23 protein-coding genes are annotated in these 26,872 nt (G+C 68.5%); 9 read left to right on the top strand and 14 right to left on the bottom strand.

Annotated elements, in window-relative coordinates; translation table 11 throughout:
* Nucleotides 1-17: 17 nt before the first annotated feature.
* From AB0J95_RS06185 to AB0J95_RS06240, 12 genes are all read right to left on the bottom strand, one after another.
* The gene (locus tag AB0J95_RS06185; RefSeq protein ID WP_364752980.1) at nucleotides 18-2,270 is read right to left on the bottom strand and encodes a glycosyl hydrolase family 18 protein; all 2,253 of its coding nucleotides are present in this window, start codon (nucleotides 2,268-2,270) and stop codon (nucleotides 18-20) included.
* Nucleotides 2,271-2,381: 111 nt separating this feature from the next.
* Nucleotides 2,382-3,233 (bottom strand): biotin-dependent carboxyltransferase family protein, encoded by an 852-nt coding sequence (locus tag AB0J95_RS06190; protein ID WP_364752982.1) that lies wholly within the window; start codon nucleotides 3,231-3,233, stop codon nucleotides 2,382-2,384.
* Nucleotides 3,230-3,841: an allophanate hydrolase subunit 1 gene (locus AB0J95_RS06195; RefSeq protein WP_364752985.1), complete on the bottom strand. Its 612-nt coding sequence runs from the start codon at nucleotides 3,839-3,841 to the stop codon at nucleotides 3,230-3,232. The genes AB0J95_RS06190 and AB0J95_RS06195 overlap by 4 nt, the downstream gene beginning before the upstream one ends.
* A gap of 2 nt (nucleotides 3,842-3,843) precedes the next feature.
* The gene (locus AB0J95_RS06200; protein ID WP_364752988.1) at nucleotides 3,844-4,476 is read right to left on the bottom strand and encodes an FABP family protein; all 633 of its coding nucleotides are present in this window, start codon (nucleotides 4,474-4,476) and stop codon (nucleotides 3,844-3,846) included.
* Between the two features lie 168 nt (nucleotides 4,477-4,644).
* Nucleotides 4,645-5,187 (bottom strand): peptidoglycan-binding protein, encoded by a 543-nt coding sequence (locus AB0J95_RS06205; protein ID WP_364752990.1) that lies wholly within the window; start codon nucleotides 5,185-5,187, stop codon nucleotides 4,645-4,647.
* 505 nt (nucleotides 5,188-5,692) lie between these two features.
* Nucleotides 5,693-6,025 carry a DUF1416 domain-containing protein gene (locus tag AB0J95_RS06210; RefSeq protein ID WP_364752993.1) on the bottom strand — a complete coding sequence of 111 codons (333 nt, stop codon included), beginning with the start codon at nucleotides 6,023-6,025 and terminating at the stop codon, nucleotides 5,693-5,695.
* Nucleotides 6,022-6,861, bottom strand: a complete 840-nt coding sequence (locus tag AB0J95_RS06215; protein ID WP_364752995.1) for a sulfurtransferase — start codon at nucleotides 6,859-6,861, stop codon at nucleotides 6,022-6,024. The genes AB0J95_RS06210 and AB0J95_RS06215 overlap by 4 nt, the downstream gene beginning before the upstream one ends.
* A gap of 32 nt (nucleotides 6,862-6,893) precedes the next feature.
* Nucleotides 6,894-7,325 carry a DUF4395 domain-containing protein gene (locus tag AB0J95_RS06220; RefSeq protein ID WP_364752998.1) on the bottom strand — a complete coding sequence of 144 codons (432 nt, stop codon included), beginning with the start codon at nucleotides 7,323-7,325 and terminating at the stop codon, nucleotides 6,894-6,896.
* A 310-nt stretch (nucleotides 7,326-7,635) separates the two neighbouring features.
* Entirely contained in the window at nucleotides 7,636-12,792 is a 5,157-nt protein-coding gene (locus tag AB0J95_RS06225; protein WP_364753000.1) for an SdrD B-like domain-containing protein, read from the bottom strand.
* A gap of 214 nt (nucleotides 12,793-13,006) precedes the next feature.
* Complete coding sequence (locus AB0J95_RS06230) at nucleotides 13,007-13,417, bottom strand: thioredoxin family protein (protein WP_364753527.1); 411 nt, start codon at nucleotides 13,415-13,417, stop codon at nucleotides 13,007-13,009.
* Between the two features lie 7 nt (nucleotides 13,418-13,424).
* Nucleotides 13,425-14,339, bottom strand: coding sequence for a DUF2993 domain-containing protein (locus tag AB0J95_RS06235; protein ID WP_364753003.1), 915 nt, complete (start codon nucleotides 14,337-14,339; stop codon nucleotides 13,425-13,427).
* Nucleotides 14,327-15,268 carry an alpha/beta hydrolase gene (locus AB0J95_RS06240; protein ID WP_364753005.1) on the bottom strand — a complete coding sequence of 314 codons (942 nt, stop codon included), beginning with the start codon at nucleotides 15,266-15,268 and terminating at the stop codon, nucleotides 14,327-14,329. The genes AB0J95_RS06235 and AB0J95_RS06240 overlap by 13 nt, the downstream gene beginning before the upstream one ends.
* On the opposite strand from AB0J95_RS06240, the gene AB0J95_RS06245 reads away from it, so the two are divergent.
* The 9 genes from AB0J95_RS06245 (at nucleotide 15,191) to AB0J95_RS06285 (ending at nucleotide 23,343) form a co-directional block, all read left to right on the top strand.
* Nucleotides 15,191-15,919, top strand: coding sequence for a response regulator transcription factor (locus AB0J95_RS06245; RefSeq protein ID WP_364753008.1), 729 nt, complete (start codon nucleotides 15,191-15,193; stop codon nucleotides 15,917-15,919). The two genes, AB0J95_RS06240 and AB0J95_RS06245, sit on opposite strands and share 78 nt — an antisense overlap.
* 5 nt (nucleotides 15,920-15,924) lie before the next feature.
* On the top strand, nucleotides 15,925-16,755 hold the full coding sequence (mshD, locus tag AB0J95_RS06250; RefSeq protein ID WP_364753010.1) for a mycothiol synthase: 831 nt from the start codon (nucleotides 15,925-15,927) through the stop codon (nucleotides 16,753-16,755).
* A 209-nt stretch (nucleotides 16,756-16,964) separates the two neighbouring features.
* The gene (pstS, locus tag AB0J95_RS06255) at nucleotides 16,965-18,098 is read left to right on the top strand and encodes a phosphate ABC transporter substrate-binding protein PstS (RefSeq protein WP_364753013.1); all 1,134 of its coding nucleotides are present in this window, start codon (nucleotides 16,965-16,967) and stop codon (nucleotides 18,096-18,098) included.
* 26 nt (nucleotides 18,099-18,124) lie between these two features.
* Entirely contained in the window at nucleotides 18,125-19,198 is a 1,074-nt protein-coding gene (gene pstC / locus AB0J95_RS06260) for a phosphate ABC transporter permease subunit PstC (protein ID WP_364753016.1), read from the top strand.
* Nucleotides 19,195-20,109, top strand: coding sequence for a phosphate ABC transporter permease PstA (gene pstA / locus AB0J95_RS06265; protein ID WP_364753018.1), 915 nt, complete (start codon nucleotides 19,195-19,197; stop codon nucleotides 20,107-20,109). The genes pstC and pstA overlap by 4 nt, the downstream gene beginning before the upstream one ends.
* 7 nt (nucleotides 20,110-20,116) lie before the next feature.
* Nucleotides 20,117-20,893, top strand: coding sequence for a phosphate ABC transporter ATP-binding protein PstB (gene pstB / locus AB0J95_RS06270; RefSeq protein ID WP_364753021.1), 777 nt, complete (start codon nucleotides 20,117-20,119; stop codon nucleotides 20,891-20,893).
* Between the two features lie 353 nt (nucleotides 20,894-21,246).
* On the top strand, nucleotides 21,247-21,576 hold the full coding sequence (locus tag AB0J95_RS06275; RefSeq protein ID WP_364753024.1) for a hypothetical protein: 330 nt from the start codon (nucleotides 21,247-21,249) through the stop codon (nucleotides 21,574-21,576).
* Between the two features lie 28 nt (nucleotides 21,577-21,604).
* The gene (locus tag AB0J95_RS06280; protein WP_364753026.1) at nucleotides 21,605-22,588 is read left to right on the top strand and encodes a hypothetical protein; all 984 of its coding nucleotides are present in this window, start codon (nucleotides 21,605-21,607) and stop codon (nucleotides 22,586-22,588) included.
* On the top strand, nucleotides 22,585-23,343 hold the full coding sequence (locus tag AB0J95_RS06285; protein WP_364753029.1) for an ESX secretion-associated protein EspG: 759 nt from the start codon (nucleotides 22,585-22,587) through the stop codon (nucleotides 23,341-23,343). Before AB0J95_RS06280 ends, AB0J95_RS06285 begins: the two co-directional genes overlap by 4 nt.
* A gap of 68 nt (nucleotides 23,344-23,411) precedes the next feature.
* Here AB0J95_RS06285 and phoU read toward each other — a convergent pair whose 3' ends face one another.
* Complete coding sequence (gene phoU / locus AB0J95_RS06290) at nucleotides 23,412-24,074, bottom strand: phosphate signaling complex protein PhoU (RefSeq protein WP_364753031.1); 663 nt, start codon at nucleotides 24,072-24,074, stop codon at nucleotides 23,412-23,414.
* Nucleotides 24,075-24,148: 74 nt separating this feature from the next.
* Nucleotides 24,149-26,488: an LCP family protein gene (locus AB0J95_RS06295; RefSeq protein ID WP_364753034.1), complete on the bottom strand. Its 2,340-nt coding sequence runs from the start codon at nucleotides 26,486-26,488 to the stop codon at nucleotides 24,149-24,151.
* Nucleotides 26,489-26,872: the final 384 nt, after the last annotated feature.

Consider the following 26,872-nt stretch of genomic DNA (forward strand, 5'->3'; position numbering starts at 1 on the left):
GCAGACCGGGACACGACCTACCTCAGACCCGAGTCCACGGCGGTCATCAGGCTGCCTGGGTCGCCGGACATCTCCCAGGCCATGGCGCCGAGCAGGCCGCGTTGCTTGATCCACGCGGTCTTCTTGCCGATCGACCAGAGATCGTCGAAGGTCCACCACTGGTTGCCGGTGTAGCAAGAAGTCGCCACAGCGGCCTCGTCGTGGTAAACGGTGCATCCGGGCACGGAAGCGACCAAGTTCCCATAGCCGCGGGTGCCCGCCTCTTCGGGGAACTGGCCTGGTGCAGCGCCGTTCGCCGCTTGCCATTCACCGTGTTTCCCGCCGTCGGCCACGCCTTGCCAGCCTCTGCCGTAGAAAGCCAGTCCCGCAGTGAGCTTTCTTGGGTTCACGCCCGCGTTGGTGTACGCGTTGATGGCGTTTTCGACGCTGAAGTGGAAGTTGTACGGGTCGTCCGCGTCGGCGAACAGGTTGCCCTGGTGGCCGGTGCGGTTGGGCTCCCACGAGTTGTCGCTGCCGGAGCCGTGGAAGTCGTAGCCCTGCACGTTGGCGACGTCCAGGTAGTTGAAGATCTTGCTGACGTCCCAGCCCGAGGCGACCTTGGCGGGGTCGGCCGGGGTGAACGCGTGCAGTTGGTACCGCTTGCCGGTGGTGGCGCCGTACGCGTCGAGCTGCGTGCGGAACTCGGCGAGCAGCGCGGTCAGGTTGTTCTTGTCGCCTGCGCTCCAGTGGTTCCCGGGGTGCCCATCCGGGCTGCCCGGCCACTCCCAGTCGATGTCGATGCCGTCGAAGATCCCCGCGGCCGTGCCAGGACCGCCGGCGCCGCCGTACGGCTTGATGTTGCCCTTGATCCAGGTGTCGACGCAGGACGACACGAACTTCTTGCGGGACGCGTCGGTCGCGGCCACGTCGGAGAAGTACTTCGAATAGGTCCAGCCGCCCAGCGACACCAGCACCTTCAGGTTCGGGTTCAGCGCCTTGAGCTTCTTGAGCTGGTTGAAGTTGCCGCGCAACGTCTCCCAGCCGGTGTCGCCGACGCCGTCCACGGACTGCGAGGCGGCGAACGGACGTGAGTAGTCGGCCTCGGCGTCGCCCGCGCCGTCACCCTGGTTCGGGTCCTGTGGCTGGCCGCTGGTCGCCTTGGTGACACCCGACAAACAAGTCAGGTTGACCGGGTCGATGTTCTGGAACGCGTACAGCAGGTGCGTCAACTTCGAAGCAGCGCCGGAGGTCTGCAGGTTGCGCACGAAGTACTGCCGCCCATAGATCCCCCACTGCACGAAGTAGGCGACCTTCGCGTACCCGGAGACAATGTCCGAAGTGGACGTTGTAACCGTGTTGCTGGCAGCGGAAGTGTTGTCGTAGCCGTCGCGGGCGCGGACGGAGAAACTGTACTGAGTGGACGGTGCGAGCCCGGCGACCCGGGCGCTGGTCCCGGTGACGGTCAGGACCAGCGAGGAACCCTGGTACACGTCATAGGCCACGACCCCGGTGTTGTCCGTGGAAGCGTTCCACGCCAACGAAACACTGCCCGAGTCCGCGCCGGTCGACCGCAGGTTGCCCGGCACGCTGGGCGCCTGGGTGTCGTCGCTGGGGTTGTTGGTGCGCACGACGAGCGGCGTGCTCAGCGGCGATTTGGTGCCTTTGCGGTCTTTCGCGAGCACGGTGAACGTGTACTCGGTGTTCGCCGTCAACCCAGTCAGCGTGGCCGTGGTGTCCGTCGGCGACGCGGCGAGCGTGCCGTTGCGGTACACCTCGTACCCGGTGACTGGGAGCGATCCCGCAACGGAAGCGTTCCACGCCAAGGTCACCGTCTTCGTCGTCTTCACGGTCACGCGCACGTTGGCCGGCGCCGTGGGCGGGGTGTCAGCCGAACCGTCGCAGTTGCCGTCGTCGATCCGGCACTGCGTCGGCGTGACGGCGCTGCTGAACCGGACGGTCGGGCTGTACGGGTACGTCGATCGCCCTGGTGCCAGCGAGTCGATGTAGTACGCCGGAGTGACCGTCACGGAAGTCCCGGACTGCGTGACGGTGTCGTTGTCACCGGTTGTCGCGGTGACACCGGCGGGCACTTGGAAGGTGATCGTCCACCCGGAGACGGTGGCCGTGCCGGCGTTGGTCACGGTGTACGTACCGACGTTGCCGGACAAGGCGAACGCGGCGCGCAGGCTGCCCGCGGCCGCGGCGGGTGAGCTGAGGGCGACCGTGCCGGCGATGGCCAGGACCGCGGACGCCACGATGGACAGGACTCTGGAGCGAGGTTTTCTAGACATGGCAGGGTTCCTCACGCCTCAAAATCCACACAGTGGTCTAGACCAGATTGCGGCGCAGGTGTACTCCCGCACAACGGGACATGTCAGTTGTGTTGCATGACGGAACGCTCGTTAACCCATTGGACGGAAGTGGACCCGCACTCCGGGCCGTGCCTGCCCCAACAGGGGGAGGGCCTGAGGTGCCACGACGGCGATGACCGGATAGCCGCCGGTGGTCGGGTGGTCGGCGAGGAACACGACCGGCAACCCGTTGGGGCGCACCTGAATCGCTCCAGTCACGAGTCCCTCGCTGGCCAGTTCCACGTCCTGGTAACTGGGAACGCGGCGCAGCGCGGTGCCGATCAGCCGCACGCCCACCCGGTTGCTCTCCGGCGAGACCTTCCAGCGCCCGGCCGCCAGTTGCGCGGTGGCATCGTCGAACCAGTCGTCGCGCGGCCCCGGCACAACGGGAATCACCAGATCTGCCAACGCGCGCACGGGCGGCAGCTCGTCCGCGCCGACCGGAAGCCCCGAGGGGGACCCCAGCGGCAGCACGTCTCCGGTGGACAGTGGAGCTGGACCGATTCCGGAAAGCACGTCCGTCGCCCGCGAACCGAGCTCCGGCTCGACCGCCACCCCGCCGGAAACCGCCAGATAGCAACGCAATCCGGTGTCCGGGCTGCCGACGGTGAGCACGTCTCCGGCCTTGAGGTGAACGGGGGTGTGTGACCCGCCAGGGGAAACGCGCACCTGCGGGCCGGTGATCGCGACCGTGCAGGAAGCCTCGGCCCGCACCGACAACCCGCCGAGCACCATCTCGATGCCCGCGGCCGACTCCGGATTGCCCACGAGCCGGTTCGCCAGCCGCAGCGACGGCTGGTCCAACGCACCCGACGGCGGCACGCCCAGATGCCCGTTCCCAGGCCGGCCAAGGTCCTGGACCAACGCCAACGGCCCGGTCGCCAGCACGGTGAGCGCCCTCATCGGACCGCCTCGAACCGCACGACATCCCCGGGCGACAGCAAAGCCGCCGGATCGCGGTGGGAGTCGAACAAAACGGCGTCCGTGTGCCCGAGCAGACGCCAGCCGCCGGGAGATGCCGTCGGGTACGCGCCGGTGAATTCCCCAGCGATACCAACGGACCCGGGCGGTACACGCTTGCGCGGGTTGTCCAGGCGCGCTTGCTGCAACTCGGCCGGCAGCCCGACCAGGTAGCCGAACCCGGGCGCGAACCCGCAGAACGCCACCTTGTACTCGGCGCCGGTGTGCAGGTCGACGACGCCGTCAACCGAAGTCCCGGCGGTCTCCGCGATCAGTCCGAGATCCGGCCCGTCGTAGTGCACTTGCAGAACGACTTCCCGCGGTGTGCCGTGCGCGCGTTGGCCGAGGTCGACGCCGTCCAACAGCGGCCGCAACTGCGCGACGCCGCCGGAGCCCGAGCGGAACGTGGCCAGCACGGTTCGCGCGGCCGGAACGAGTTCGACCAGGTCAGGCAGGTCGGCGGCGGCCAGGGCGGAGCGAACCGCCTCGACCTCGTCCAGCGACGAGACCTCGATGAGGACCGCGTCGACCCCGCACCGCCTCAGTCGCATGCTTAGCCGACGACGCGCGTCAGGTAGGCCGACGTGTGCGGCTGCAGCTGCTGGCCGACCATCGCCCGCTCCTCCACGTACGCCAGATCACCATTGTTGACCAGGCCGTACAGGCGCTTGGCGCCGTTGACCTCCTTGGCGCTGGCCGTGCGCACGACCGCGTCGGTGGTCAGCTCCCAGGAGGTCTGCGTGCGCGGCTTGCCGTAGAAGATCTCGACGATCCCGGTGGCGTGCGCCAGCAGCAGTTCGATCGTGTCGTCCGGCTGCACCCGCCACCACCCGGTCTCGCGGGCCGCCGGGCGGATCACGTTGCCGTCGTCGTCGAGCAGCCAGGCCCGCGCCTCGTAGGACAGGAACGGGCGGCCGTCGTGCGCGAAGGTGACCTGCTGGCCGAACTTGTAGGTCTGCTCGAGTGTGGGGTAGACCACCTCGCCCTCCCCGCGCCAGACCCCCACCAGCGGCAGCAGCGGCAGCAGGGCGTCGTGCAGGTTCGGGCCCTCACGGAGGTTCGCGGTGTCCGCGGGGATCGGCAGGTCGTCGAACTGGGGCAGGTTGCGGTGGCGGGTCGCCTTGGCCCGCTCGGCCGCGGCCGCTACCGCCGCGTCGCCGCTGCCCGGCGCGTTCTCAGTGCTCATCAGCGGTGATCGCTGTAGAGCCGGTAGACGACGTAGCCGGCGAACCAGAGGACCGCCAGGGCCATGATGGCCAGCAGCGAGGTGAAGAACAGTTCCACGCCGGTCAGGATAACGACTGGCGGGGCAGGACACGTCCCGGCGTGCCCTGCCCCACTGTTCGAAATCGGGTCAGCAGCCCCACTGGCCGCTGACCGAGATCACCTCGTACAGCGCGTTCCAGGTCTTCGGGCCGACGATGCCGCTCGGGTTGATGCCGGTCCGCCGCTGGAAGTCCTTGACCAGCGCCTGCATGCCGGGGCCGTAGGTGTTGCCCTCCTGCGGCATGGTGTTCATGTAGTACGGGTAGACCCGCATGACGGCGTTGTACAGCGTGCGCATCTTCTCCTCGTTGGTCTCGCCGGGCGTGATGCCGAACGTCGGCACCTGGAGGTAGCCGTTGCCGGAGAACATCGGCCCGATCGGGCCGACCAGCGCGTGCCATGTCTTCGAGCCGACGATGCCGCTGTCGTTGATGCCGTGCTTGCGCTGGAAGTCCTTCACGGCGGCAAGGGTCTTGCTGGCGTAGTTGCCGGTGCCCTGCAGGTCGTACCCATACCTGGTGACCAGGACGAGCTGCAGCGCGAGCACGTGCTGGCCGGAGTCGCCGTAGTTGACCTGCGGCATCAGGTCGGCGAGGTGGTCGGAACGCTGGTGGTCCGCACTGCACGCCATCGCGGTACCCGCACCGGCGATTCCGGCGGCAGTGGTGGCGCCGGTGTGAAAATCGCCAAAATGGCAGCACGAACAAGCATCTTCTTCATGGTGGTTTCTCCCCAGCAGAGGTGATTTCTTTCTTCTGCTGGTAAAGACGGCCCGCTGCCGGGAAGGTTCGTCGACACCCAGAGAATGTCCTCAGCAACAGTCGTCCCCGCGGTGAAGACCGCCAGTATCGCGGCCCGGACCAGGTACTTCCGTTTTTCCGCCTCCCAGGCGGTCCTTCCTGGAAGACGACCGGGCGCCGAATGAGGTTGGTCAACGTTGGAACACGAAAAGGAGCCGGCGGCCAATTGGCCATCCGGCTCTTTCGGAGGGGTGTTCAGCGGGGGCGGTACTGGCCGACGGTGATTAGGCGCTTCTACTACTCAGGACGGGCCTGTACCGGGGAGGTTCGTCGAGGGGTGAAAAAGATCGAGCCGGGTGACCCGGTTGGGCCACCCGGCTCATCGCCGTACTGATCTCAGCCGACGGCTACGGCCACTTCGTGGATTCCGGGGCCGTTCGCGGTCACGGACGCCTCGCCGTTGCCGGTGCGGTGCAGCGCGCGCACCGTCCAGGAACCGGGGGCGGCGTAGAACCGGAACTCACCGTCCGGCGAGGACACGACCTCGCCGGTGAAGTCGCCGTTGCCGTCGAGCAGGCGCACGAACGCGCCGCCGACAGGGGCCTCGCCGGCGAGCACGCGCCCGGTCAGGACGGTCTCGCCGGAAACGTCCCCGAGGGGAGCCGACTGGTCAGGTGCGCCGCAGCCGGCTGTGCCGATGCTCGACCCTGCACGCAGATCTTCGGTCATTTACCCGCTCCAAGTTCCACGGGCACGCCCACCAGCGACCCGTACTCCGTCCAGGATCCGTCGTAGTTCTTCACGTCCGAGTAGCCGAGCAGCTCGTGCAGGGCGAACCAGGTGTGCGAGGACCGCTCACCGATGCGGCAGTAGGCGATGGTCGCCTTGCCCTCGTCGAGACCGGCGTCCTTGTAGATCTCGCGCAGCTCGTCGTCCGAGCGGAAGGTGCCGTCCTCGTTCGCGGCCTTGGCCCACGGCACGTTCAGCGCCGAGGGGATGTGGCCGGCCCGCTGCGCCTGCTCCTGCGGGAGGTGCGCCGGGGCGAGCAGCTTGCCGGAGAACTCGTCCGGCGAGCGCACGTCGACCAGGTTCTTGGTGTTGATGGCCTGCACGACCTCGTCGCGGAACGCGCGGATCGCCAGGTCCTGCTCCTGCGCCTTGTACTCGGTCCCGTCCCGCTTGACCTCGTCCTGCGACAGCGGGCGGCCGTCGAGCTCCCACTTCTTGCGGCCACCGTCGAGCAGCTTCACGTTCTCGTGGCCGTACAGCTTGAAGTACCAGTACGCGTACGCGGCGAACCAGTTGTTGTTGCCGCCGTAGAGGATCACCGTGTCGTCGTTGGCGATGCCCTTGGCCGACAGGAGTGCCTCGAAGCCGGCGCGGTCGACGAAGTCGCGGCGCACCGGGTCCTGCAGCTCGTTCTTCCAGTCGATCTTGACCGCACCGGGGATGTGGCCGGTGTCGTAGGCGCTGGTGTCCTCGTCGACCTCGGCGAACACCACCCCTGGCGTCTCGAGGTTCTCCTCGGCCCACTGGGCCGAAACCAGCACGTTCTCGCGGCTCATCGAGCGCCTCTCACTCTCTGTGTTGGGGTTGGTCACTGGCTGACGGAAGGGGTGAACCTGCGCAGCAGCAGGTAGGTCTCACAGCCGAGGCAGAAGCCGAAGGCCGCGTTCAGGAAGGCCGCGGCCAGCGCGAACGCCACCGCCACGATGCCAAGCGTGGTCAGGCCCGCGACGAACGCCAGCGTGCCGACCAGGCCGAAGCCGAACCCGACACCCTGCGCGAACCGCAGCGGCGCCTGGTCCTCACGTTCGTTGGCCGGCCGCAGCCGGGGCGCGACCAGGTGTTTGTAGATCAACGAGTAGGGGGCGTAGCGCAGCCCGGCGAACGCGCCGATGGCGAACACGACCGTCTGGGCCGCCAGCAGCGGCCACCACTGGGTGACCAGCGAGACGGCCAGAACGACGGTGGTGATCCAGGCGGCCAGCCTGGGGCCGCGCGGGTCTACGGGGGGTCCTGCGGACATCGTGTCCTCCTGACCTGGGAACAAGCGGAAATGAGGGCGCGCTGAGCGCACACGGGATCGCCTGGGCCGGAGGGTTACTGACAGAGGCTCGAGTCGACGCGGCAGTAGTCCACCGCGCGGCGCCTGGTCAGCAACGTATACACGAGCCGAGACTACCTCGATCCCACCCTTCGGAGCAGGCCTGTCCACCTACTGAGACAACCCGCGGCTGACCTCCCGATGCCCGAATCCTCGCCAAAACCCCAGGTCAGCCCTCGTGAGTGGGTTCGGCCGTCTGTACGGCCGAACCCACTCACGGGGCGAGAGTCGGTCAGATGCGACGGCGGCGGAGGTGGAGGAGAAGCAGCAGGCCGAGAGCCAGCACCATGACGCCGCCGGTGACCAGCCAGCCCAGGGACGCGCCGGTCTTGGCGAGGGCCTTGGGTGGCAGCAGGGCGATGTCGGCGGTGAGGAGTTCACGGGTCGCAGTGGCGCCCACGGTGAGCTGCTTGGTGCAGCCCGACTCGGCGTCCGCGCCCGAACCGATCGAGTAGCCCTTCACGTCGTGCGGGACGCACACCTGGTAGGTCCCGTCGGCGAGGTCGTCGAACAGGTACTGCCCGGTCCGGTCGGTCGTGGTCCGCGCCAGCTCCTGGCCCGACGGTCCACGCAGGAACACCGGGACGTTGGGCGCACCGGACTCGCCGTCGGCGCGGCCGTCCCGGTTGGCGTCGATCCACACCAGGTCGCCGATCCGGTTGCGCGGCTCGACCAGGCCCGCGTCCACGCCCAGGTCCTCGTACTTGCCCGCGTACAACCGCGTCGGCTGGCTGCACCATGAAGCCTGGTCGACGACGCCCTTGGTGAGCTGGTACTCCGCGTACTGGGCGGGCAGGGTCTTGCGGTCGAAGCAGGCCACGAACAGGCCGTCCGGCAGGTTCTCGAACATGTACGTGCCATCGTCGGCCGTCTTGGTCGTCTGGCCCGTGTTCAGGGTCACGGTCACGCCGCCGACGCCCGGCTCGCCGGGGTCCTGCTGGCCGTTGCGGTTGGTGTCGGCCCAGACGAAGTTGCCGAGCGCGTTCGGCGCGCGGATGCCCATGTCGACGTCGAGGTTGGTGCGCTTGCCGGGACCCAGGGTCACGGTGTCCGCGCAGCCGTCGTCGGACACGGTCGGCAAGTAGTTCGGGTACTGCGGGATCTTCAGGTCGAAGCACACCCGGTAGGACCCGTCCGGCACCGCGTCGAACGAGTACCGCCCATCCGCCCCGGTCACCGTCTTCAAGTCGCCAGCGGTCACCGACACCCCGGGGATGCCAGGCTCGTCGGTGTCCGGGCGGCCGTTGCGGTTGCGGTCCAGCCACACCAAGTCGCCGAGCTTGTTCGGCGGTGCGACGAGAGTGGTGTCGACGGCGAGGTTCTCCCGTTGCCCTGGGCCAAGGGTGACCGGCGCCGAGCACCCGGCCACCTGGTAGTCCAGCGGCGGCGTGAAGCACACCTGGTACGTGCCATCGGCCAGGCCCTCGATCAGGAACCGGCCGTCGGGCCCGGTCATGGTCTGCATCGGCCCGGCGATCACCGTCACCCCGCCAAGACCGGCCTTGCCCAGCGACACCAGCCCGCCGACCCGGTTGACCGGCGCCGTCATGCCCGCGTCGACCGCGGTCACGGCAGCCCCGCCGTTCAACGAGATCGCCGGCGCACAACCGGAACCGGGGTCGGCGTCGGAGTCGAGCGCGTCATCCCCGCCGTGCGGCCGGACGAACTGGAGATCGTCCTTGCGGCCAAAGCAGACCGTGTACGAGCCGTCGCCCAGGTTCTGGAACGAGTAGTGCCCATCGGCCCCGGTGACGGTCTTCAAAGACCCCGCGGTGACCGGGATCCCGGCGATACCGGGCTCACCGGAGTCCTGCAGGCCGTTGTGGTTCAGGTCGTTCCAGACGAAGTCGCCCAGGCTGTTGGGCGGTGCCAACAGTCCAATGTCGACAGTCAGCACCTCGCGCTGTCCAGGGCCGACCGGCACCGGGGGAGCGCATCCAGCCGAGTCCAGCGAAGCCACGGAGTACTTGGCGGGCAACGTCTTCAGGTCGAAACAGACCTGGTACGACCCATCCGGCATGCCCTCGAACAGGTACTTCCCGTCCGGCCCGGTCACGGTCCTCAGCGAACCGGCGCTGACCGCGACCCCGGGAACGCCCGGCTCACCCGGGTCCTGAACGCTGTTGCGGTTGGTGTCACTCCACACCGTGTCGCCGAGCCGGTTCACCGGAGGCGCCAGACCAGCGTCAACGCTCAACACCGAACGGTTCCCCGGCCCGAGAACGACCTCGGCGGCGCAGCCGGAAGAAGGATCGACGTCCGAGTCCAGGGCATCGTCCCCGGCGTTCGGCCGGGATATCTGGAACTCCTTCGGCACGGCGAAACACACCGTGTACTTGCCGTCCGGAATCCCGTCGAACGAGTAGTGCCCGTCGGACCCGGTCTGCGTCTTCAACGACCCCGCGGTGACCGCGACCCCGGAGACGCCGTTCTCACCGGAGTCCTGCAGACCGTTGCGGTTGGCGTCGTTCCACACGAAGTCGCCGAGCTTGTTCGGCGGGGCCACGAAACCCGCGTCGATCGACCGCACGGACCGGTTGCCCGGCCCCAAAGTCACCTCGGGCGCGCACCCGGTGACCGGGTCGGCGTCGGAGTCCTTGGTGTCGTCGCCGGTTTTCGGCGTGGCGAAGCCGAAGTCCGAGTACCGCCCGAAGCACACCGTGTACTTGCCGTCCGGCATGCCCTCGAACGAGTACCGCCCATCGCGGCCGGTGGCGGCCTTCAGCGAACCGGCGGTCACCGGTACCCCTTCGATGCCGTGCTCGCCGGGATCCTGCAGGCCGTTGCGGTTGGTGTCGTTCCAGACGAAGTCGCCGAGCCGGTTCACCGGCGACACCAGACCGGCGTCCACGTTCAGGTTCTCCGCCGAGGAGGCCGAAAGCGTCACCGGCGGGGCGCAGCCGGTCTCCGGGTCGATGTCCGAGTCGCGGGCCGCATCGCCGGAACCCTGCTTGGTGGCCTGGAAATCCAGGAACGAGGCGGGCAACGTCCTGAGGTCGAAGCAGACCGTGTAGGTGCCGTCCGCCAGCTTGTCGAACAGGTACCTGCCATCCAGCCCGGTCACCGCGGTCAGCGAACCCACGGTCACGGTCACCCCCGGCACCGGCGGCTCGTCCGGATCCTGGACGCCGTTGCGGTTGAGGTCGCTCCACACCAGGTCACCGAGGCTGTTCGGCGGCCGCAGCCCGAGGTCCAACGTGAGGTCCTCGTGCTTGGCGCCGCCCATGGTCACCTGCGGCACGCAGCCGGTCTTCGGATCGGCGTCCGAGTCCGCGGTGTCCGAACCGACGTTCGGCGGCGAGACCAGATACCCGGCAGGCAACGAGGTCAGGTCGAAGCAGACCTGGTAGACGCCGTCGGGCAGCTTGTCGAACGAGTACCGCCCATCGGCGCCGGTCACCGTCTTCCGGTTGCCCAGCACGACGTTCACGCCAGGAACGCCCGCTTCACCGGCGTCCTGAACGCCGTTGCGGTTGGTGTCCGCCCACACCAGGTCGCCCAGAGTGCTTGTGGGAGCCACAAGTCCGGCGTCGACGTTGTTCTCCACCGTCCCAGCTGCGTTCAGCGTCACCGAAGCCAGGCCGGTGCCGGGGTCCACATCGGAGTCGGCGTTCCGGTTCGGCCCGGCGCCGCGAATGGTCCACTTCAACGACGATCCTGGTGGGGAGCCAGGCATCGCCGAGGTGTTCGTCGAGGAATGGTCGAACTTCAGGTTGTAGCAGGTGTTGGGCTTGAGGCCGTCCGCCGTGCCGAAGGCGTACTCGCCCTTGGCGTTGGTGGTCTTCGCGGGCAAAGCCGCCCCACCGGCGCACGGGGTCGCGGTGACCTTCACGCCGGGCAGGCCGGGTTCGGTACCGTCCTGGACGCCGTCGGTGTCCTCGTCGAACCAGACCCGGTTGCCGAGCTGCACGGGCGCCATGTCGCACAACGCCTCCAGGTCGCCCAGCCCGTTGACCCAGCCCTCCTGGGCCTCGGTCATCAGCTGGGCCACGTTGTTCTGCACGGCCCCGGAGATCCGGTCCAGCCAGCCCAGCCCGGAACCCTTGTCCGCCACCACAGTCGCGGGCATCCGGTCCGCTCCAGGCACAAGCGCCAACCCGCCCAGCGACAACGATGGGTTCGCCGGGCAGTCCCACCCGAACGACCCATCGGCCTGACGGCAGGCGCGCACCAGATCCCCCGCGGTGACAGCGGAAGCGGCCTGGTCGCCGTACCGGTCCCGGAACGCCAGCATCAGATCGCCGTCGTTCTCAACGCCGATGTCCGTCAACAGCGGCTGCGGGTACGAAGGCTGATCCCGCAACGCGTCCAGCCAAGCGTGCCAGTGGTCGTCCAGCTGCTTGGTCAGCACCGCGGTCCCGAAAGCGCCGTTCTTGAACGGCAGCACAATGGCCTTGAGGTCCTGCCCGCCGCACACCCCACCGACGTACACGGCACCATCACGGCCGCCGAGAGCCGCGGGATGCCAGTCGTTGCCGCAAGGACTTGGGATCGCATACGAGGCAACAGGAGCAGACGCCGTGGCCACGGTGGCGTCGAACACGTACAGCGTCTTGTTCGCCATGTTCACGGCGTAGAGCGCGGTCCCGTCCTCGGAGACCTCGATGTCCCCGAGGCTCTCCTTCCCCGGCGCCACACCGAAAGTAAGGTCGTTGTCGGTGTGCTGGGTGTTCCCCGCCTCGGGCACGGTGGCGAACAACGACGTCACCCCGGACTTGGTCACGTAGATCGCGCCCGAACCGCCGGGACCGTAGGGCGCCAGCCGTTTGGCGAACGCCGCGGAGAACAACCGCTTGTCCTGCTTGCGATACGCGAGCCCGAACAACGCCCCGGTCTCACCCTGCTTGGCGATCGCGGTCCCTGTCTGGGTGCCGCGGGCGGTGAACGGCACGGTCACGATCGACCGCGCGTCCGGTTGGGCGCCCGCCTTCGAGGTGTTGCGCTGGCAGGCGACCGCCAGCGACGGGTTGGCCTGGCAATAGTCGGCCGGGTTCCACACGCCCATCGTGATGCTGGGGTTGGCGCCGGTCACGAACTCGGTCAACGGCGACAGCCCGTTCCCGCTGGGTGCTGGCCGCAGGAACGGCATGGAGTCCGGGATGGTCGCCTCGACCCGGTAGCCACCGCCGGATACCGGGCCGAGGTCGATCTTGGTGACGCCGTCCGCGCCGGTCGTGCCCTTGGCGGTGGCCCCGCCAGGATCGGTCACGACCACCGGGATGCCTGCGACGCCGACCTCAAGCGCGGGTTCGTAGGCGCCGTTGCCGTTCACGTCCCGCACCACGCGGACCGTGAGGGTGCCGTCCGCCGGGCCGGCGACCGCGGCCGGGGTGACCGGCGCGCCTGCCACGCCGAGCACACCTACAAGGGCCAACACCACTCTGCGCACAACAGCTCCCTTTCCCCGCACCTGTCCAGGAAAAAGTTAGGCTGTTGAAGATGGTTTTCAGGACGTCCGGGCGAGCGTCCACTACGGACCGTGCTGACGGCCGCGGGTGGCAAGGGCGCCAAAGTGGATTCGGGGCGCCGAGGAGCACCGGAAGTCACGAACGGGGCCGCACGCGCCCTGGACGGGGTAACCCGTACGGGGGTAAACCGCCCGATCAGGGCAGGTGTGGACGCAAAGCCGCCAGCAGCGTGTCCCGCTTCGGGACACCGCCGACGCGCATGATCTCGACGCCCTGGGAGTCCACCGCGAGGGTCGTCGGCGTGGTCAGCACCCCGAGCGAGGCGGCCACCTGCGGATGGTCGGTCACGTCGTAGTCGACGTGCTGCAGGCCGTCGGTCTTGCCCGCGAGGTCGGACAGCAGGACCCGGGTGTGCCGGCAGGGCGCGCAGAAGGTGGTGGAGATCTGCAGCAGGGTCACCGCGCTCGACGGATCGACGAGCTCCCGCAGCTCAGCGGGCAGAGCGGAACTCCTCGCCGCGCGGACCCGGCCCTGGCGGGCGCGCCAGACCAGCCCGAAGGCGGTCGCCAGCGCGAGGGTCCCCACCAGGACCAGGACAGCGGTCAGAGCCATGTCAACCGGACACCGAGTTCAGCTTCACGTTCTGCGCCTTGCCCTTCAGCGAGATCGAACCGGGCTCCACCAGCACGGCGGTCGGCGTGATCGCCACCGGGAGCTTGCCTGGGTCCAGGGTAGGCGAGAACTTCGACAGCAGCTGGTTCTGCAGGATCGGGGCCAGCGGTGTGGACCCGGCCGAGCCGCCGATCTCGATCCGCTTGGCGGCCAGCTCGATCTTGTTGTTGACCAGGTTGACCAGCGCGTACACGGCCAGGTCGATCTTGCGCCCGGCGATGTCCACGGTCGCGCCCAGCCGCACGCCGGTGGTGGTGCTCTCCGTCTCGGCCTCGGCCTTGAGGGCCTCCTGCTCGGCCTTCTCGTCCGCGTCGGTCCAGTCCTCGTCGGTGTTCGTCGTCGAGTTGACCCGCTGCTTGCTCGCCGGGGCGATGGTCACGTTGGTGATGTCGCCGGTCTGCACCCGCTGGTTGTTGGCCTTCAGCGCCCGGTTGAAGTCCGCCTCCTTGACCCGGACCTGCGCCTCCATCTCCTTGACCACGATGGAGTCGGTCTTGCCGGCCAGCAGGTCGGACAGCGGCGCGGTGACGTCGCGCAGGTCGGCGTGGATCTCGACGTCCTTGAGGATGTCCTTGATCGGCACGCCCTTGGCGTCCACCGTGATGTGGCTGTAGTCACCACCGATGGCCTGGGTGAGGAACGGGAACCCGTTGATCGTCACCGCGGGGTCGTCGGCCAGGTTGAACGCGGACTTGGCCCGCTTGGACACCTGGTACTCCGCGATCGCCGCGGCGCCGAAGTCCGCGCCCACCAGCAGCGCGAGCAGCACCACGAGGGTGATGACGAGCGGACGCGTCCGAGACCGCTTGGGCTTTCCGGCCCGCTGGGGTCGTGCCGTATTCGTCACTGTCGACATGCCACCGCCCGTGTAGAGGTTTGTTGCATGGACGTCTGGATGCACGTCCGGTTGAGCCATGTGCCGATCCGGTCTACCAGATCGGGTGTCACGCCCGACTCGGCATGCCCCATTCCGGGCTCCAGCCACAGCTCGGCGCGCTCCCCAGCGGCGCGTTCGAGGGCCAGCCCATGCTCGGCCGGGAAGTAATGATCCCGCTCGCCGTGCACGAGCAGCAACGGGGCCCCGATCCGGTGCACCACCTCGACCGGGCTGACCGGGATCGTGGCCCACGGCTCGCCTAATCGCACGCCCAGGACAGGGGCGAGCCGGCGGCCGAGCGGGGCCTCCACCAGCCAGTGCAGCCGCCGCATGGCCGGGGTCTGGCGGATGTACCAGCGCGACGGCGAGCTCACCGAGACGACGGCGTCGACCACATGCTGGGACGCGTGCAGCAGGGTCACGGCCGCGCCCATCGAGAACCCGACCGTGGCGATCTTCCGGTAGCCCAGTTCACGAGCCAGGTGTACCCCGGCGGCCAGATCGTTTACCTCCGCCGGCCCCACCGAACTGCGGCCACCGGACCGGCCGTGCCCCCGGAAGCTCAGCGCGACGATCCCCGCTTGCACGCCCAACCGTGAGGCAATGCGCCGAAACGACACGGTCGAAACACTGTTGCAGAACCCGTGCGCCAGAACTACTCCCAGGTCAGCGGGTGAATACGGAGCGCAGTGGAAGCCGTCCAGCGCTACGCCATCCTGGGTGAGTTGGCCCACGTGTGTGAACCGCGTGTTACGGAAAGGCGATTTCTGAGCCACGCTAGCTATTCTCCTGGACAACCGCGTTGCACAACCCACGAGAGGCGGTGGCCCGTGGCCCTTGACCTGCTGCTGCTGACGTCGGACCCGGAACCGGGTTCGGTGCTGCCCTCGCTGATGCTGCTGCCGCACGCCGTCCGGACCCAGGCCCCGGAGGTGACAGCGCTGCTCGAGGCCGGTTCCCGGGACGCGGTGCTGGTCGACGCCCGGACCGACCTCGCCGGGGCGAAGAGCCTGTGCCGGCTGCTGGCCAGCGGCGGCGACTCCGGCCCGGTCATCGCCATCGTCAACGAGGGCGGCCTGGTGGCCGTGACCTCGGACTGGCGGGTCGACGAGATCCTGCTGCCGACCGCGGGCCCGGCCGAGGTGGACACCCGGCTGCGGCTGCTGACCACCCGCGGCAACCCGGCGGCCACCGGCAACGACGGCGCCATCCGGCTCGGTGAGCTGGTCATCGACGAGGCCACCTACATGGCGCGGCTGCGCGGCCGCCCGCTCGACCTCACCTACAAGGAGTTCGAGCTGCTCAAGTACCTCGCCCAGCACGCGGGCCGGGTCTTCACCCGCGCGCAGCTGCTGCAGGAGGTCTGGGGCTACGACTTCTTCGGCGGCACCCGCACGGTCGACGTACACGTCCGGCGGCTGCGCGCCAAGCTCGGCATCGAGCACGAGCAGATGATCGGCACCGTGCGCAACGTCGGCTACAAGTTCGTCCAGCCGCCCAAAGGAGCCATCCCGGCGCAGCAGCGGGCCGAGACCGTGAGCCTGGACGTGGTTCAGTAGTAGGTGTGATCGAACTGCGCTGGCGGGACGCCCTGCCGGAGGACGAGGCCGCCCAGGCCCGTGAGGTGTTCGGCGACGACCTGCCCAAGGGCGGCGTGCACCTGGTAGCCGTGGACGACGGTGTTGTCGCTGTCGTCGGCTATGCGCACCTCGACCCGGCTGGTGACTCGTTCGGCAACCAGGTCGCTGAGCTGGTGGTTCGTCCCGAGTCCCGCAACCAGGGCATCGGCGGACGGCTGCTGCAAGCGCTTGCCGACCGGGCGCGGCCGTTGCGCGTGTGGTCGCACCACGACGACCCCGCCGCCGCTCACCTGGCGCGGAAGTTCGGCTTCAAGCGGGTCCGTGAACTGCACCGGATGGGTCTCGACCTGCCGCGGGACTTCGCCGAACCCGTGTTCCCTAACGGTGTTAGAGAGCGGACCTTCGTCCCTGGGCAGGACGAGGAGGCAGTGGTCGCGGTCAACGCGCGTGCCTTCTCCTGGCATCCCGAACAGGGCCGGCTGAGCGTCCAGGACGTGCTGGAGACCGAGAAAGAGGCCTGGTTCGACCCCACGGGCTTCTTGCTGGCCGTGGACGCGCAGGACAAGCTCCTGGGATTCCACTGGACCAAGGTGCACCCGGACGGAACGGGTGAGGTGTACGTCGTCGGCGTCGACCCGGACGCGCAGGGCGGCGGCCTCGGCAAGTCTCTGACACTGGCCGGGCTGCGTTATCTCGCCGCCCGCGAAGTGCCGTCGATCATGCTTTATGTCGAAAGCGACAATTCACCGGCTATAGCCGTTTACCGCAAACTCGGGTTCACCTTGCTGGATGTCGGCGTCCAATACGAACGGTAATCAGTGTCGAGGTCGCTACTCTGGGCAAACTCCCAGGTCGCGGTCTGGTAACGGGGTCGTTCCAATGGGGTAGCCCTGCTCACAATGGGTGCCTTGTTCACCTGTCGTTCACCTCTACAGGGCCAGTCGTTCCAACGCGCTGCCTAGCGTCCCGTCCGAGCGGCGAGCTCGTCGCGAAACGGACGAAAACTCCTCGACTGGAGGAACAGGTGAAGATCAAGCGGCACTTTGCCGTGGTCGGCTTCATCGCGGCCGGCGCGCTGGCGCTCACCGCGTGTGGATCGGACACGAACACCCCGGCGGGCGGTAGCAGCAGCACCGGGGCCGCGGCCGCGCCGACTCAGACGGCATCGGTGGACTGCGGCGGCAAGAAGAGCCTGGTCGCCGAGGGCTCCAGCGCCCAGAAGGGCGCGATGGACCTGTTCATCCAGGCCTACGGCGCCAAGTGCTCCGGCCAGCAGCTGGCCTACACGCCGTCCGGCTCCGGCAACGGCGTGAAGCAGTTCAACGGTGGCGTCAGCGACATCGGCGGCTCGGACTCCCCGCTGAACAAGGACAAGGGCGAGGTCGACGCGGCCGCCAAGCGCTGCAAGGACAACCCGGCCTGGAACCTGCCGATGGTGTTCGGCCCGGTGGCCATCTCCTACAAGCTCGAGGGTGCCGACAGCGTCACCCTGACCCCGGACGTGACCGCCAAGATCTTCTCCGGCGCGATCAAGACCTGGGACGACGCGGCCATCACCACCGCCAACGGCGGCAAGGCGCTGCCCTCGAAGCCGATCACCGTCGTCTACCGCGGTGACGAGTCGGGCACGACCGACAACTTCCAGACCTACCTGGGCGCTGCCGCGCCGAGCTCCTGGACCAAGGGCGCCGGCAAGAAGTTCGCCGGTGGCGTCGGCCAGGGGGCGCAGGGTTCGGCCGGTGTGGCGGACGCCATCAACGCCGCCGACGGCACCATCGGCTACATCGAGTGGTCCTTCGCCCAGGACAAGAAGCTCAAGATGGCCAAGCTGGACAGCGGTGCCGGCGCGGTGGAGCTGACCGCCGACTCGGCCGCCACGGCGATCAAGAACGCCAAGGTCTCCGGTGAGGGCAACGACCTGCGGCTGGACCTGAAGGCCCTGTACGCCTCCAAGGAGGCCGGTGCCTACCCGCTGGTCCTGGCCACCTACGAGATCGTCTGCTCCAAGGGCTACGACGCCGACACCACGAAGGCCGTCAAGGCCTTCCTGACCGTCGCCGCCACCGACGCCCAGGCCCAGCTGGCCGACGCCGGCTACGTCCCGCTGCCCTCGGAGTTCCAGGGCAAGATCCTGACCGCCGTCAAGGCGATCGCCTGACCGAGTAAGGGCTGGCACTATTCGCCATGAGTGAGATCCAGAAGAGGTCTCCACGCCCCGTCGCCACCAGTGACCCTGGTGCGCGGCGGGGCGGTTCGGCGACCGAACCCCCGACGGAGGCTCCGATTCCAGCGAGACCTCAAGATCCCGGCCCGGCCGGCGGCAGCAAGACGGTGACCCGCGCCGGCGACCGCATCTTCAGCGGCCTGGCCACGGGGTCCGGCATCCTCATCGTCGTCATGATCGTGGCGATCGGTGCCTTCCTGCTGGCCCAGGCGATCCCCTCGCTGGCCGCGAACAAGGCCAGCTTCCTGTTCTCCCGCCAGTGGGTGGCCGGCGACCCGAACAACCTCTCGTTCGGTGTGCTGGACCTGTTGCTGGTCACGGTGTTCAGCTCGCTGTTCGCGCTGGTCATCGCGATGCCGATCTCGCTCGGCATCGCGCTGTTCCTGACCCAGTACGCGCCCAAGCGGCTGGCCCGGCCGTTCGCCTACATCATCGACCTGCTGGCCGCGGTCCCCTCGATCATCTACGGCCTGTGGGGCGCGATCGTGCTGGCGCCCGCGCTCGACCCGATCACCGGCTGGCTCAACGACGCGCTCGGGTTCATCCCGATCTTCGCCACCGGCAACGTCAGCCGCGGCATCGGCCAGACCATCTTCACCGCTGCGATCGTGCTGGCGGTCATGCTGCTGCCGATCATCACCGCGATCACCCGCGAGGTGTTCGAACGCACGCCCCCGATGCAGATCGAGGGCGCGCTGGCGCTGGGCGCCACCCGGTGGGAGGTCATCCGCACCACGGTGCTGCCGTTCGGCAAGGCCGGCTACATCAGCGCCTCCATGCTGGGCCTGGGCCGCGCCCTCGGCGAGACCATCGCGTTGCTGATCATCCTGGCCACCACGGACAAGAACTTCGGCTGGAGCCTGTTCGACGGCGGTGACACCATCGCCTCGAAGATCGCCCGCGCCGCCGCGGAGTTCAACGACCCGAAGAGCGCCGGTGCCTACATCGCCGCCGGCCTCGTGCTGTTCCTGCTGACGTTCGTGGTGAACGCGATCGCCCGGTCGTTCATCGTGGGCAAGAAGGAGTACGAGTGAGCGCCCCCGCGTCCGACCTGGAACGCCCGGCGACCACGCCCGCGTTCCAGCAGATCAGCGCCGGCCGCCGGACCAAGAACACGATCGCGACCGTGCTCATGGTCAGCGCTTTCGTGATCGCCGTCGCCCCGCTGGTGTGGCTGCTGGTCACCGTGTTGCAGAAGGGGTTCACCCATGTGCTGAACTCCAACTGGTGGCAGAAGTCGCTGGCGGGCCTGACCGGCCGCCAGGCGGGCGGCGGTGTCTACCACGCCATCTACGGCACGCTGATCCAGGCCCTGATGTGCGCGGTGATCGCGGTGCCGATCGCCCTGATGGTGGCCATCTACCTGGTGGAGTACGGGCGCCGCTCGCGGCTGGCCAAGGCGATCACGTTCACCGTGGACATCCTGTCGGGTGTGCCGTCGATCGTGGCCGCGCTGTTCATCTACGCCCTGTGGGTGACCACGTTCGGCCTGCCGCGCAGCGCCTTCGCGGTGTCGCTGGCGCTGGTGATGCTGATGATCCCGGTGGTCGTGCGCACCACCGAGGAGCTGCTCAAGATCGTGCCGGACGAGCTGCGCGAGGCCTCCTACGCGCTGGGCATCCCGAAGTGGAAGACGATCGTCAAGATCGTCGTGCCGACCGCGTTGTCCGGCATCATCACCGGCATCATGCTGGCCATCGCCCGTGTCATGGGCGAGACGGCGCCGGTGCTGATCCTGGTGGGCTACACGCAGTTCATCAACTACGACCCGTTCGGCGGGAACATGGCCTCGCTGCCCTTGTTCATGAACTCGGAACGGCTCACCATCAACGACATCGGCGAGGCGCGGGTGTGGGGTGCGGCGGTCACCCTGATCCTGATCATCACCGTCATCAACCTGCTCGCGACCCTCATCTCGCGGCTGACTGCAGTAAAGAGCAAGTGAGGCGGCCATGGCCAAGCGCATCGACGTCAAAGACCTGAACCTGTTCTACGGCAAGTTCCACGCGGTGGACAGCGTGACGCTGTCCGTGCCGCCGCGGAACGTCACCGCGTTCATCGGGCCGTCCGGCTGTGGCAAGTCCACTGTGCTGCGTTCGCTCAACCGGATGCACGAGGTGATCCCCGGCGCCCGCGCCGAGGGCCAGGTGCTGCTGGACGGCGAGGACATCTACGGGTCCACTGTGGACCCCGTGTCGGTCCGCCGGACGATCGGCATGGTGTTCCAGCGCCCCAACCCGTTCCCCACCATGTCCATCCGGGACAACGTGGTGGCCGGGCTGAAGCTGGCCGGTGTGAAGGACAAGAAGCGCCTCGACGAGGTCGCCGAGCGCGCCCTGCGCGGCGCGAACCTGTGGACCGAGGTCAAGGACCGCCTCAACCGCCCCGGCGGCGGCCTGTCCGGCGGTCAGCAGCAGCGTCTGTGCATCGCGCGCGCCATCGCGGTGCAGCCGGACGTGCTGCTGATGGACGAGCCGTGCTCGGCCCTGGACCCGATCTCCACGCTGGCGATCGAGGACCTGATCACCGAGCTGAAGAAGGACTACACGATCGTCATCGTCACCCACAACATGCAGCAGGCCGCGCGGGTGAGCGACCAGACCGGGTTCTTCAACCTCCCGGGCGTCGGCCAGCCGGGCAGGCTGATCGAGCTGGACGACACCGAGAAGATCTTCTCCAACCCGAGTGAGAAGGCGACCGAGGACTACATCTCCGGCCGGTTCGGCTGATTCTCGCCGTGCGTGTCGCGAAACCCGGGCCCTCGAGCCCGGGTTTCGCCTTTTGACGTTCTGGCCGGCCGAAGGGTGACGCCCAGGTGGGTGCTTTTTGGCTGCGCCAAGTGCACTATCGGTGGGTGAATGACGGTTTTCGCTGGCAGAGATGGTCACGGACCGCTCTCAGGTAAGGACCAAGTGGGTGGAAAGCCCACGGCACTAGGGACACGCTCGGTGGTCGGTTGGTACCGTGCGGTCAGGTCCGGTGCGAACTCCGAGGGGTCCTCATGTACGACGATGGCGATTCCACAGTTCCCGGCGCATGGAACGATCCAGCGCGCAACGCCATGGATCAAATGCTGGAAAACATGAAGAACTTCAAGGAGAACGCGCAGTCCGGGCATTTCGCGGTGAGCGACCAGGGCGGCACCGCCCTGTTGTCGGTGATCCGGATGCTGCGCGACTTCCTGTCCGCCGCCAAGACCGGCGAGATCGACCAGCGGCCCGCGCTCGGCGGCAGCTACGGCGCCCGCGCGATGTCGCCGTTCGTCCAGCAGGTCGCCTGTGACCAGCAGGGGTTCCTGCCGCAGCTGCTGCGGCTGCGGGGCGTGCTGGACGAGGCCGAGGACGGCGTCCAGCAGGCGATGGCCAACTACCGGCAGAACGAGCACAGCGTCGCGGGTTCGTTCCGCCGCTGACCTGCCCCTTGAAGATGGAGAGGTGGCCATGCCGAACGCCGACGACCTGGGCCCCCGGATCAGCGACATGATCTCCAGGATCGCCGCTCGAGGCGGCACCAGCGCGCCGGCCGGCGTGCCCGGTGCGGACACCAGGGTCGCCCCGGTCCCGTCCGGCGCCCTCTACGAGAACCTGGACCACCCGACGCTGAAGGCCATGGTGACCAGCGACGTCGACCCGGAGCAGGTCGGCACGCTGGCCGAGGCCTGGCGGGAGGCGGGGACGCGGCTGGCGCAGTTCCAGGACGACGTGGCCGGTGCGGTGAACGCGAGCCGGGGCGAGTGGCAGGGCGCGGCCGGTGAGCTGGCCCGCGGGTTCATCGCCGGGCTCGGGGTGTGGATCGGTCAGGCCGGCCGGGGCGCCCAGCTGGCCGGCACGCAGGCCGCCAAACACTCGGAAGCTCTTGCCACGGCTCGGAACGCGATGCCGGAACCGGTCCCGTTCGATGTGGACGCGGCCAACGCCGAGCTGCGCAGCATCACGGACCCCGTGTTGCTGCTGAGCCGGTACGCGGCGCACATGGAGGCCTATGCGGCGCAACAGGCCGCGCAACGCCGTGCCGCCGAAGTCGTGTCCAACTACGACAACGCGCTCGCCGAGGCGGCCCTCATGCCCGCGTTCGCCCCGCCACCGACCATGACCGGTGACGCGCCCACCCGGTCGGCTTTGCCGCCTTTGCCCCGGGTGTCGCACGATTCCCCGGTATCCCAAGGCGGAAGCACTTCCCCGCAGTCAGCGGCGCCGTCGTCGTCCTCAACGTCCATTCCGGACCGAAGCCCCGACCACAAACCGGTGGACACCCCACCGCAGTCCACGGCTGCCATGCCGATGGCGGGCGGGTTCGCCGTCGGTGCCGGAATGGACAGCGGCGCAAGGAATGTGGACCTCTCGACACCGCCTGGTGGCGCGACCGCCGCGCACTACGCCACCGACCCGGGCGATGACTCCATCCCGCCGGTGATCGGCGGATGACCGACACCTTCACGCTTTCCTTGGCCGCGGTGGACATCCTGGCCGAGGCCCTCGGCGTGGACCCGCGGAGGTACCCGTTCCAGATGGCCGGGATCGGGGACTTCGTGGAGGACCGGGTGCGGATCGCGCAGGCGGTGTTCGCCGACCTGAGCCGCCGGGGGCTGGTGCGTGAGGAGCGTCTGGACCCGGATGTGGCCGATGCGTTGCGGCTGATGTCGCGGTATCGCGTGGCGATCGCGGTGATGGGTACCCTGGACGACGAGAGTGGTTTGTACGCGCGGGTTTGCACGGACGGGGAACGCGGTCTGCTGGTGATGCAGGAAGGGCAGATGTTCCGGTTCGAGTTCGTCCGTCCGGAGTCCTTGGCGCGTACCGCCGTGAGTCTGCTGCCGCGGTTGCGTCCTGGGCATGGGCAATCGGTGACGATCGCCGCGCCCAAACCGGTTGAGAAGACTGAGGAGCACCAGGGGTTCAGTCGTCCGCTGCGGCCTGCGCGGACGACCTCGCAGGCGCAGCTTGTTGCGGCGCAGGAGATGTTGCGTAAGCCTCGGACTGGGGCGGGGTACTTCGTTGTGTCCGCTGTGGATGGTCGGGGTAAGGAGACTCGTGCTCCTGGGCTTTCTTGGCTGGACACTGAGGAGGGCCGGTATATGGCCCAGGCTCATCCCGAGTCCGGCGGCGGAACCTTCGCGCCCGCTGACACCATCCGGTTGATCGGGCAGCTGGAGGACTTGATCGCTTCGGTGCAGGGTTAGCTCGCGCGGTTCGATTTTGTGCGGGGCCCCCACACCACATCGAAACCGCGCGCCGCCTCCGCGCGAACTCAGAGTTCGTCGGTGCCGTATCCCGGCATCCGGCCAGTCACCACGAAAACCACCCGGTTCGCGACCGAAACAGCGTGATCGGCGAACCGCTCGTAGAACCGCCCCAGCAAGGTGACGTCCACCGCCGCCGCTACACCGTATGGCCACTCGCGGTCCATCAGCACGGTGAACAGGTGCTGGTGCAGGTCGTCCATCTCGTCGTCGGTCTCGTCGAGCTCCCGCGCGAGCTTGATGTCCTGGGTACGGATCACCTGTTCCGCCTTGGCCGCCATCTTGCAGGCGACCTTGCCCATCTCGGCGAAGTACGGCGCGACGGACTCGGGCAGCACGTGGTTGGGGTGGCGGCGGCGCGCGGCCTTGGCCACGTGCAGGGCCAGGTCGCCCATCCGCTCCAGGCTTTCCGCGGCGTGGATCACCGCGAGCACGGTCCGCAGATCGGTCGCGACGGGGGCCTGCAGGGCGAGGAGGGCGTAGGCGTCCTCCTCGGTCTTGGACCGCGCGTCGTCGACCTTCACGTCATCACCGATCACCTGCTCGGCGAGCGCCAGATCGGCCTCGAGCAACGATCGAGTGGCGAGCGACATCGCGTCGCCGACCATGGAACACATGTCTGCCAGTTGGTCGGCGAGCTGACCGAGCTGGTCACGGTAGGCCTCACGCATGGGCGCCAGCCTACGTCCCGCTGTCCTTTCTTACCGAATCGAGAAGTGAACCGTGAGTGAACCGGAGTCAACACTTAGGCGCACTTCGTGTCGCCCGCGTTGACGGTCGACAGATCACCTGGCAGTGGGGTGGTGTTCGCCGGGGGTTGGTTCGCGGCGGGTGGCTGGCCCGCGTCCGGCGCGCCGCCGCCCTGTTTGGCCGGGTTGACCTTGCCGTTGTAGTTCTGGCCCAGCAACAGGATGACCGCGCCGCCGAGCGAGTCGTCCTTCTGCACCTGGGAACCGGCGATGGTCGAGGCCACCAGCTGTGCGGCCGCCTCGTTCGAGCCGTAGCGAACCACGGTGGCAGGCAGCTTCTCCCCGCTGTTGTCGGTGCGCATGATCTGGAAACCCTGGCTGCGCAACGCGTTGGCGGCCGGCCCGGCCTTGCCGTCGCCCGCACCCGCGTTGAGCACCTGGATCTTGACGTTCTTCGGGTCGACCGGTCCCTGCTGCTTCAACGAGTCCGGCGGCTTGTTCTGCGCCTGCCCCTCCGGGCCGCTGCCGTCGGGCTGCTCACCGGGCAGCTGCTGCTCGTTGATGATGGCGGTGAACAGGTTCTTGTTGTCCTTCTCGCGAAGTTCCTCGTTGCCGCGCTTGTTCGACACGCCGACCGTGGGCACCGTGATGAACAGGACCTTGCCCGCGCCGACGTTCTGCAGCGACCGGCCGAGCGTGATCATGTCGTTGGTCGCGATGCCGTCGCCGAAGGTGGCCTTGCCGAACGCCTGCATGAAGTCGCTGAGCTTGCCCGGGTTCAGCAGCACTTGGCTGGACATCGCCTTGCGCAGCAACGAGGACAGGAACCGCTGCTGGCGCTTGATCCGGCCGTAGTCGGAGGTCGGGTCGCCCTGCTTGGAGGTGGGGCTGATCTTGACGTGCCTGGCGCGCACGAAGTTCAGCGCCGCGTCACCCTCCAGCTTCACGTTCTGGCCGGGGGTCTGCACGATCCAGGTCTTCAGCTCGGTGTCGTACATCGGCTGCTCGACGCACACCTCGACGCCTTGCACGGCGTCGACCATCTCCTTGAAACCGTTGAAGTCGATGCCGACGAAATGGTTGATCCGCAGCCCGGTCAGCGTCTGGATGACCTTGGTCACACACTTCGGGCCGCCGACCTGGAACGCCGTGTTGATCTTCTGGTTGGCCGACGGCTTGACCTTCTCGCCGGTGTACTTGCCGGTCTTGGAGTCGTACCGATCGCACTCCGGGCGCTGGATCTCCAGGTCCCGCGGGAAGGAGACCATGACCACGCGTTTCCGGTCCTTCGGGATGTGCGCGATCATGATCGTGTCCGACCGGGCGCCCGGCACGCTGTCGGCGGTCCCCACGCCATCCTCGGCGTCGGCGCCCTCCCGGGTGTCCGAGCCGACCATCAGGAAGTTCTCGTCGCCCAGCTGCGCCGGGGCGTCGGCGATCGCGGCCGAGTTCGGGTCGAGCGCGTCCACCTGCCGGGCCTGGCCGTCGAGGTTCATGACCTTCCAGGCGTACCCGGTGGCCACGAGCACGATCAGGGCCAGGGCGGCGCTGGAGATCCGCCCGGCCAGTGCGACCCTGCGCGGCGGTGGACGCCGCTTCGTGGACTTCTTTCTGGGAGCCGGTTCGGTGAGAACCGTCTCCTGAGCCATCAGCTCTTCGTCAAAGGTGCCTGCTGCCTGGTCTTCCGCGAGGGCGTCAGGCTCTTCTCCGCCCTCGCTTTCGGCTTTTAGCCACGGCATCAAGCGCTCGCGCTTTTCCTTCTTTAGTCGTTCCTCTTCGGCGAGCTCGTCATGGACCGCGGAGAACCGGGCCAGGGTCGCGTCGACCCGGCGGATCTCCTGCACGCTCTCCGAGATGGCCTCCATCTCGGTGGTCATGCTGATGTCGTCGCGGCGCGGGGCCACCGGCTTGCGGCGGTCCGGCGGGGCCGGGCGCTCCGGCGGCGCGGGCCGCTCGGCGTCGGGCTGGGCGCGCAACGCGGGCGGGACCGGGTTCGCACCGGTCTGCTGGTTCGGCGGCGGCACGGCCGAGGCGAACTGGGTCTTCTCCACCGCGGGCGGGACCGGCAGCTGCACGGACGCCTGACCGGGCGCACGGGTGACCGGCATCTGACCCGAAGGCTGGCCGTTCACCGGGGGCACCGGCATGTGACCGGAGGCCTGACCGTTCACCGGCGGGATCGGCAACCTGGCGGAGGCCTGGCCGGGCGCGATCGGCATCTGGCCGGAGGCCTGCCCGTTCGCCGGCGGGATCGGCAGCTGCTGGGACAGCTGGTGCGGCGCCTGGCCGTTCATCGGCAGCTGGGCCGACGACTGACCGTTCGCCGGTGGGATCGGCAGCTGGACGGACTCCTGGCCCGGTGCACGCCCGTTCGGCGGGCGCGGCGGCCGCGGCATGGACGCCGAGGGCTGCGGAACCGGCCGCGGACCCGACGAGTGCCCACGGGGCGGCGGCGGGACCTGATATGCACCCGATGCTTGCGCGGACGGCATCGCACCGGAAGGTTGTCCGTTTTGCGGTCTTCCGTTGGGGAAGCTGTCGCTACGGGCGTTCGGGAAGCTGTTGCTGCGTGGGGCGCGTGGTTCCTGCGGCGGCTGCGGCATGGGCCGGGGCCGGCTGGGCAGCTCAGGGCGCGGCATCTGCGCGGAGCGCTGCTCCGGGCGGTCGGCGCGCGGCTGTGGCTCGGCCGGCGGCGCGGGCGGCGGAGGCGCCTGCATGCGCGGCTGGGCGGCCCGGCGCGACGGAGCCGGCGGCTGCACAGGGTCGGCCGAGCGCGCGGC

The sequence above is a fragment of the Actinocrispum sp. NPDC049592 genome, assembly GCF_040675465.1.
Lineage (GTDB): Bacteria > Actinomycetota > Actinomycetes > Mycobacteriales > Pseudonocardiaceae > Kibdelosporangium.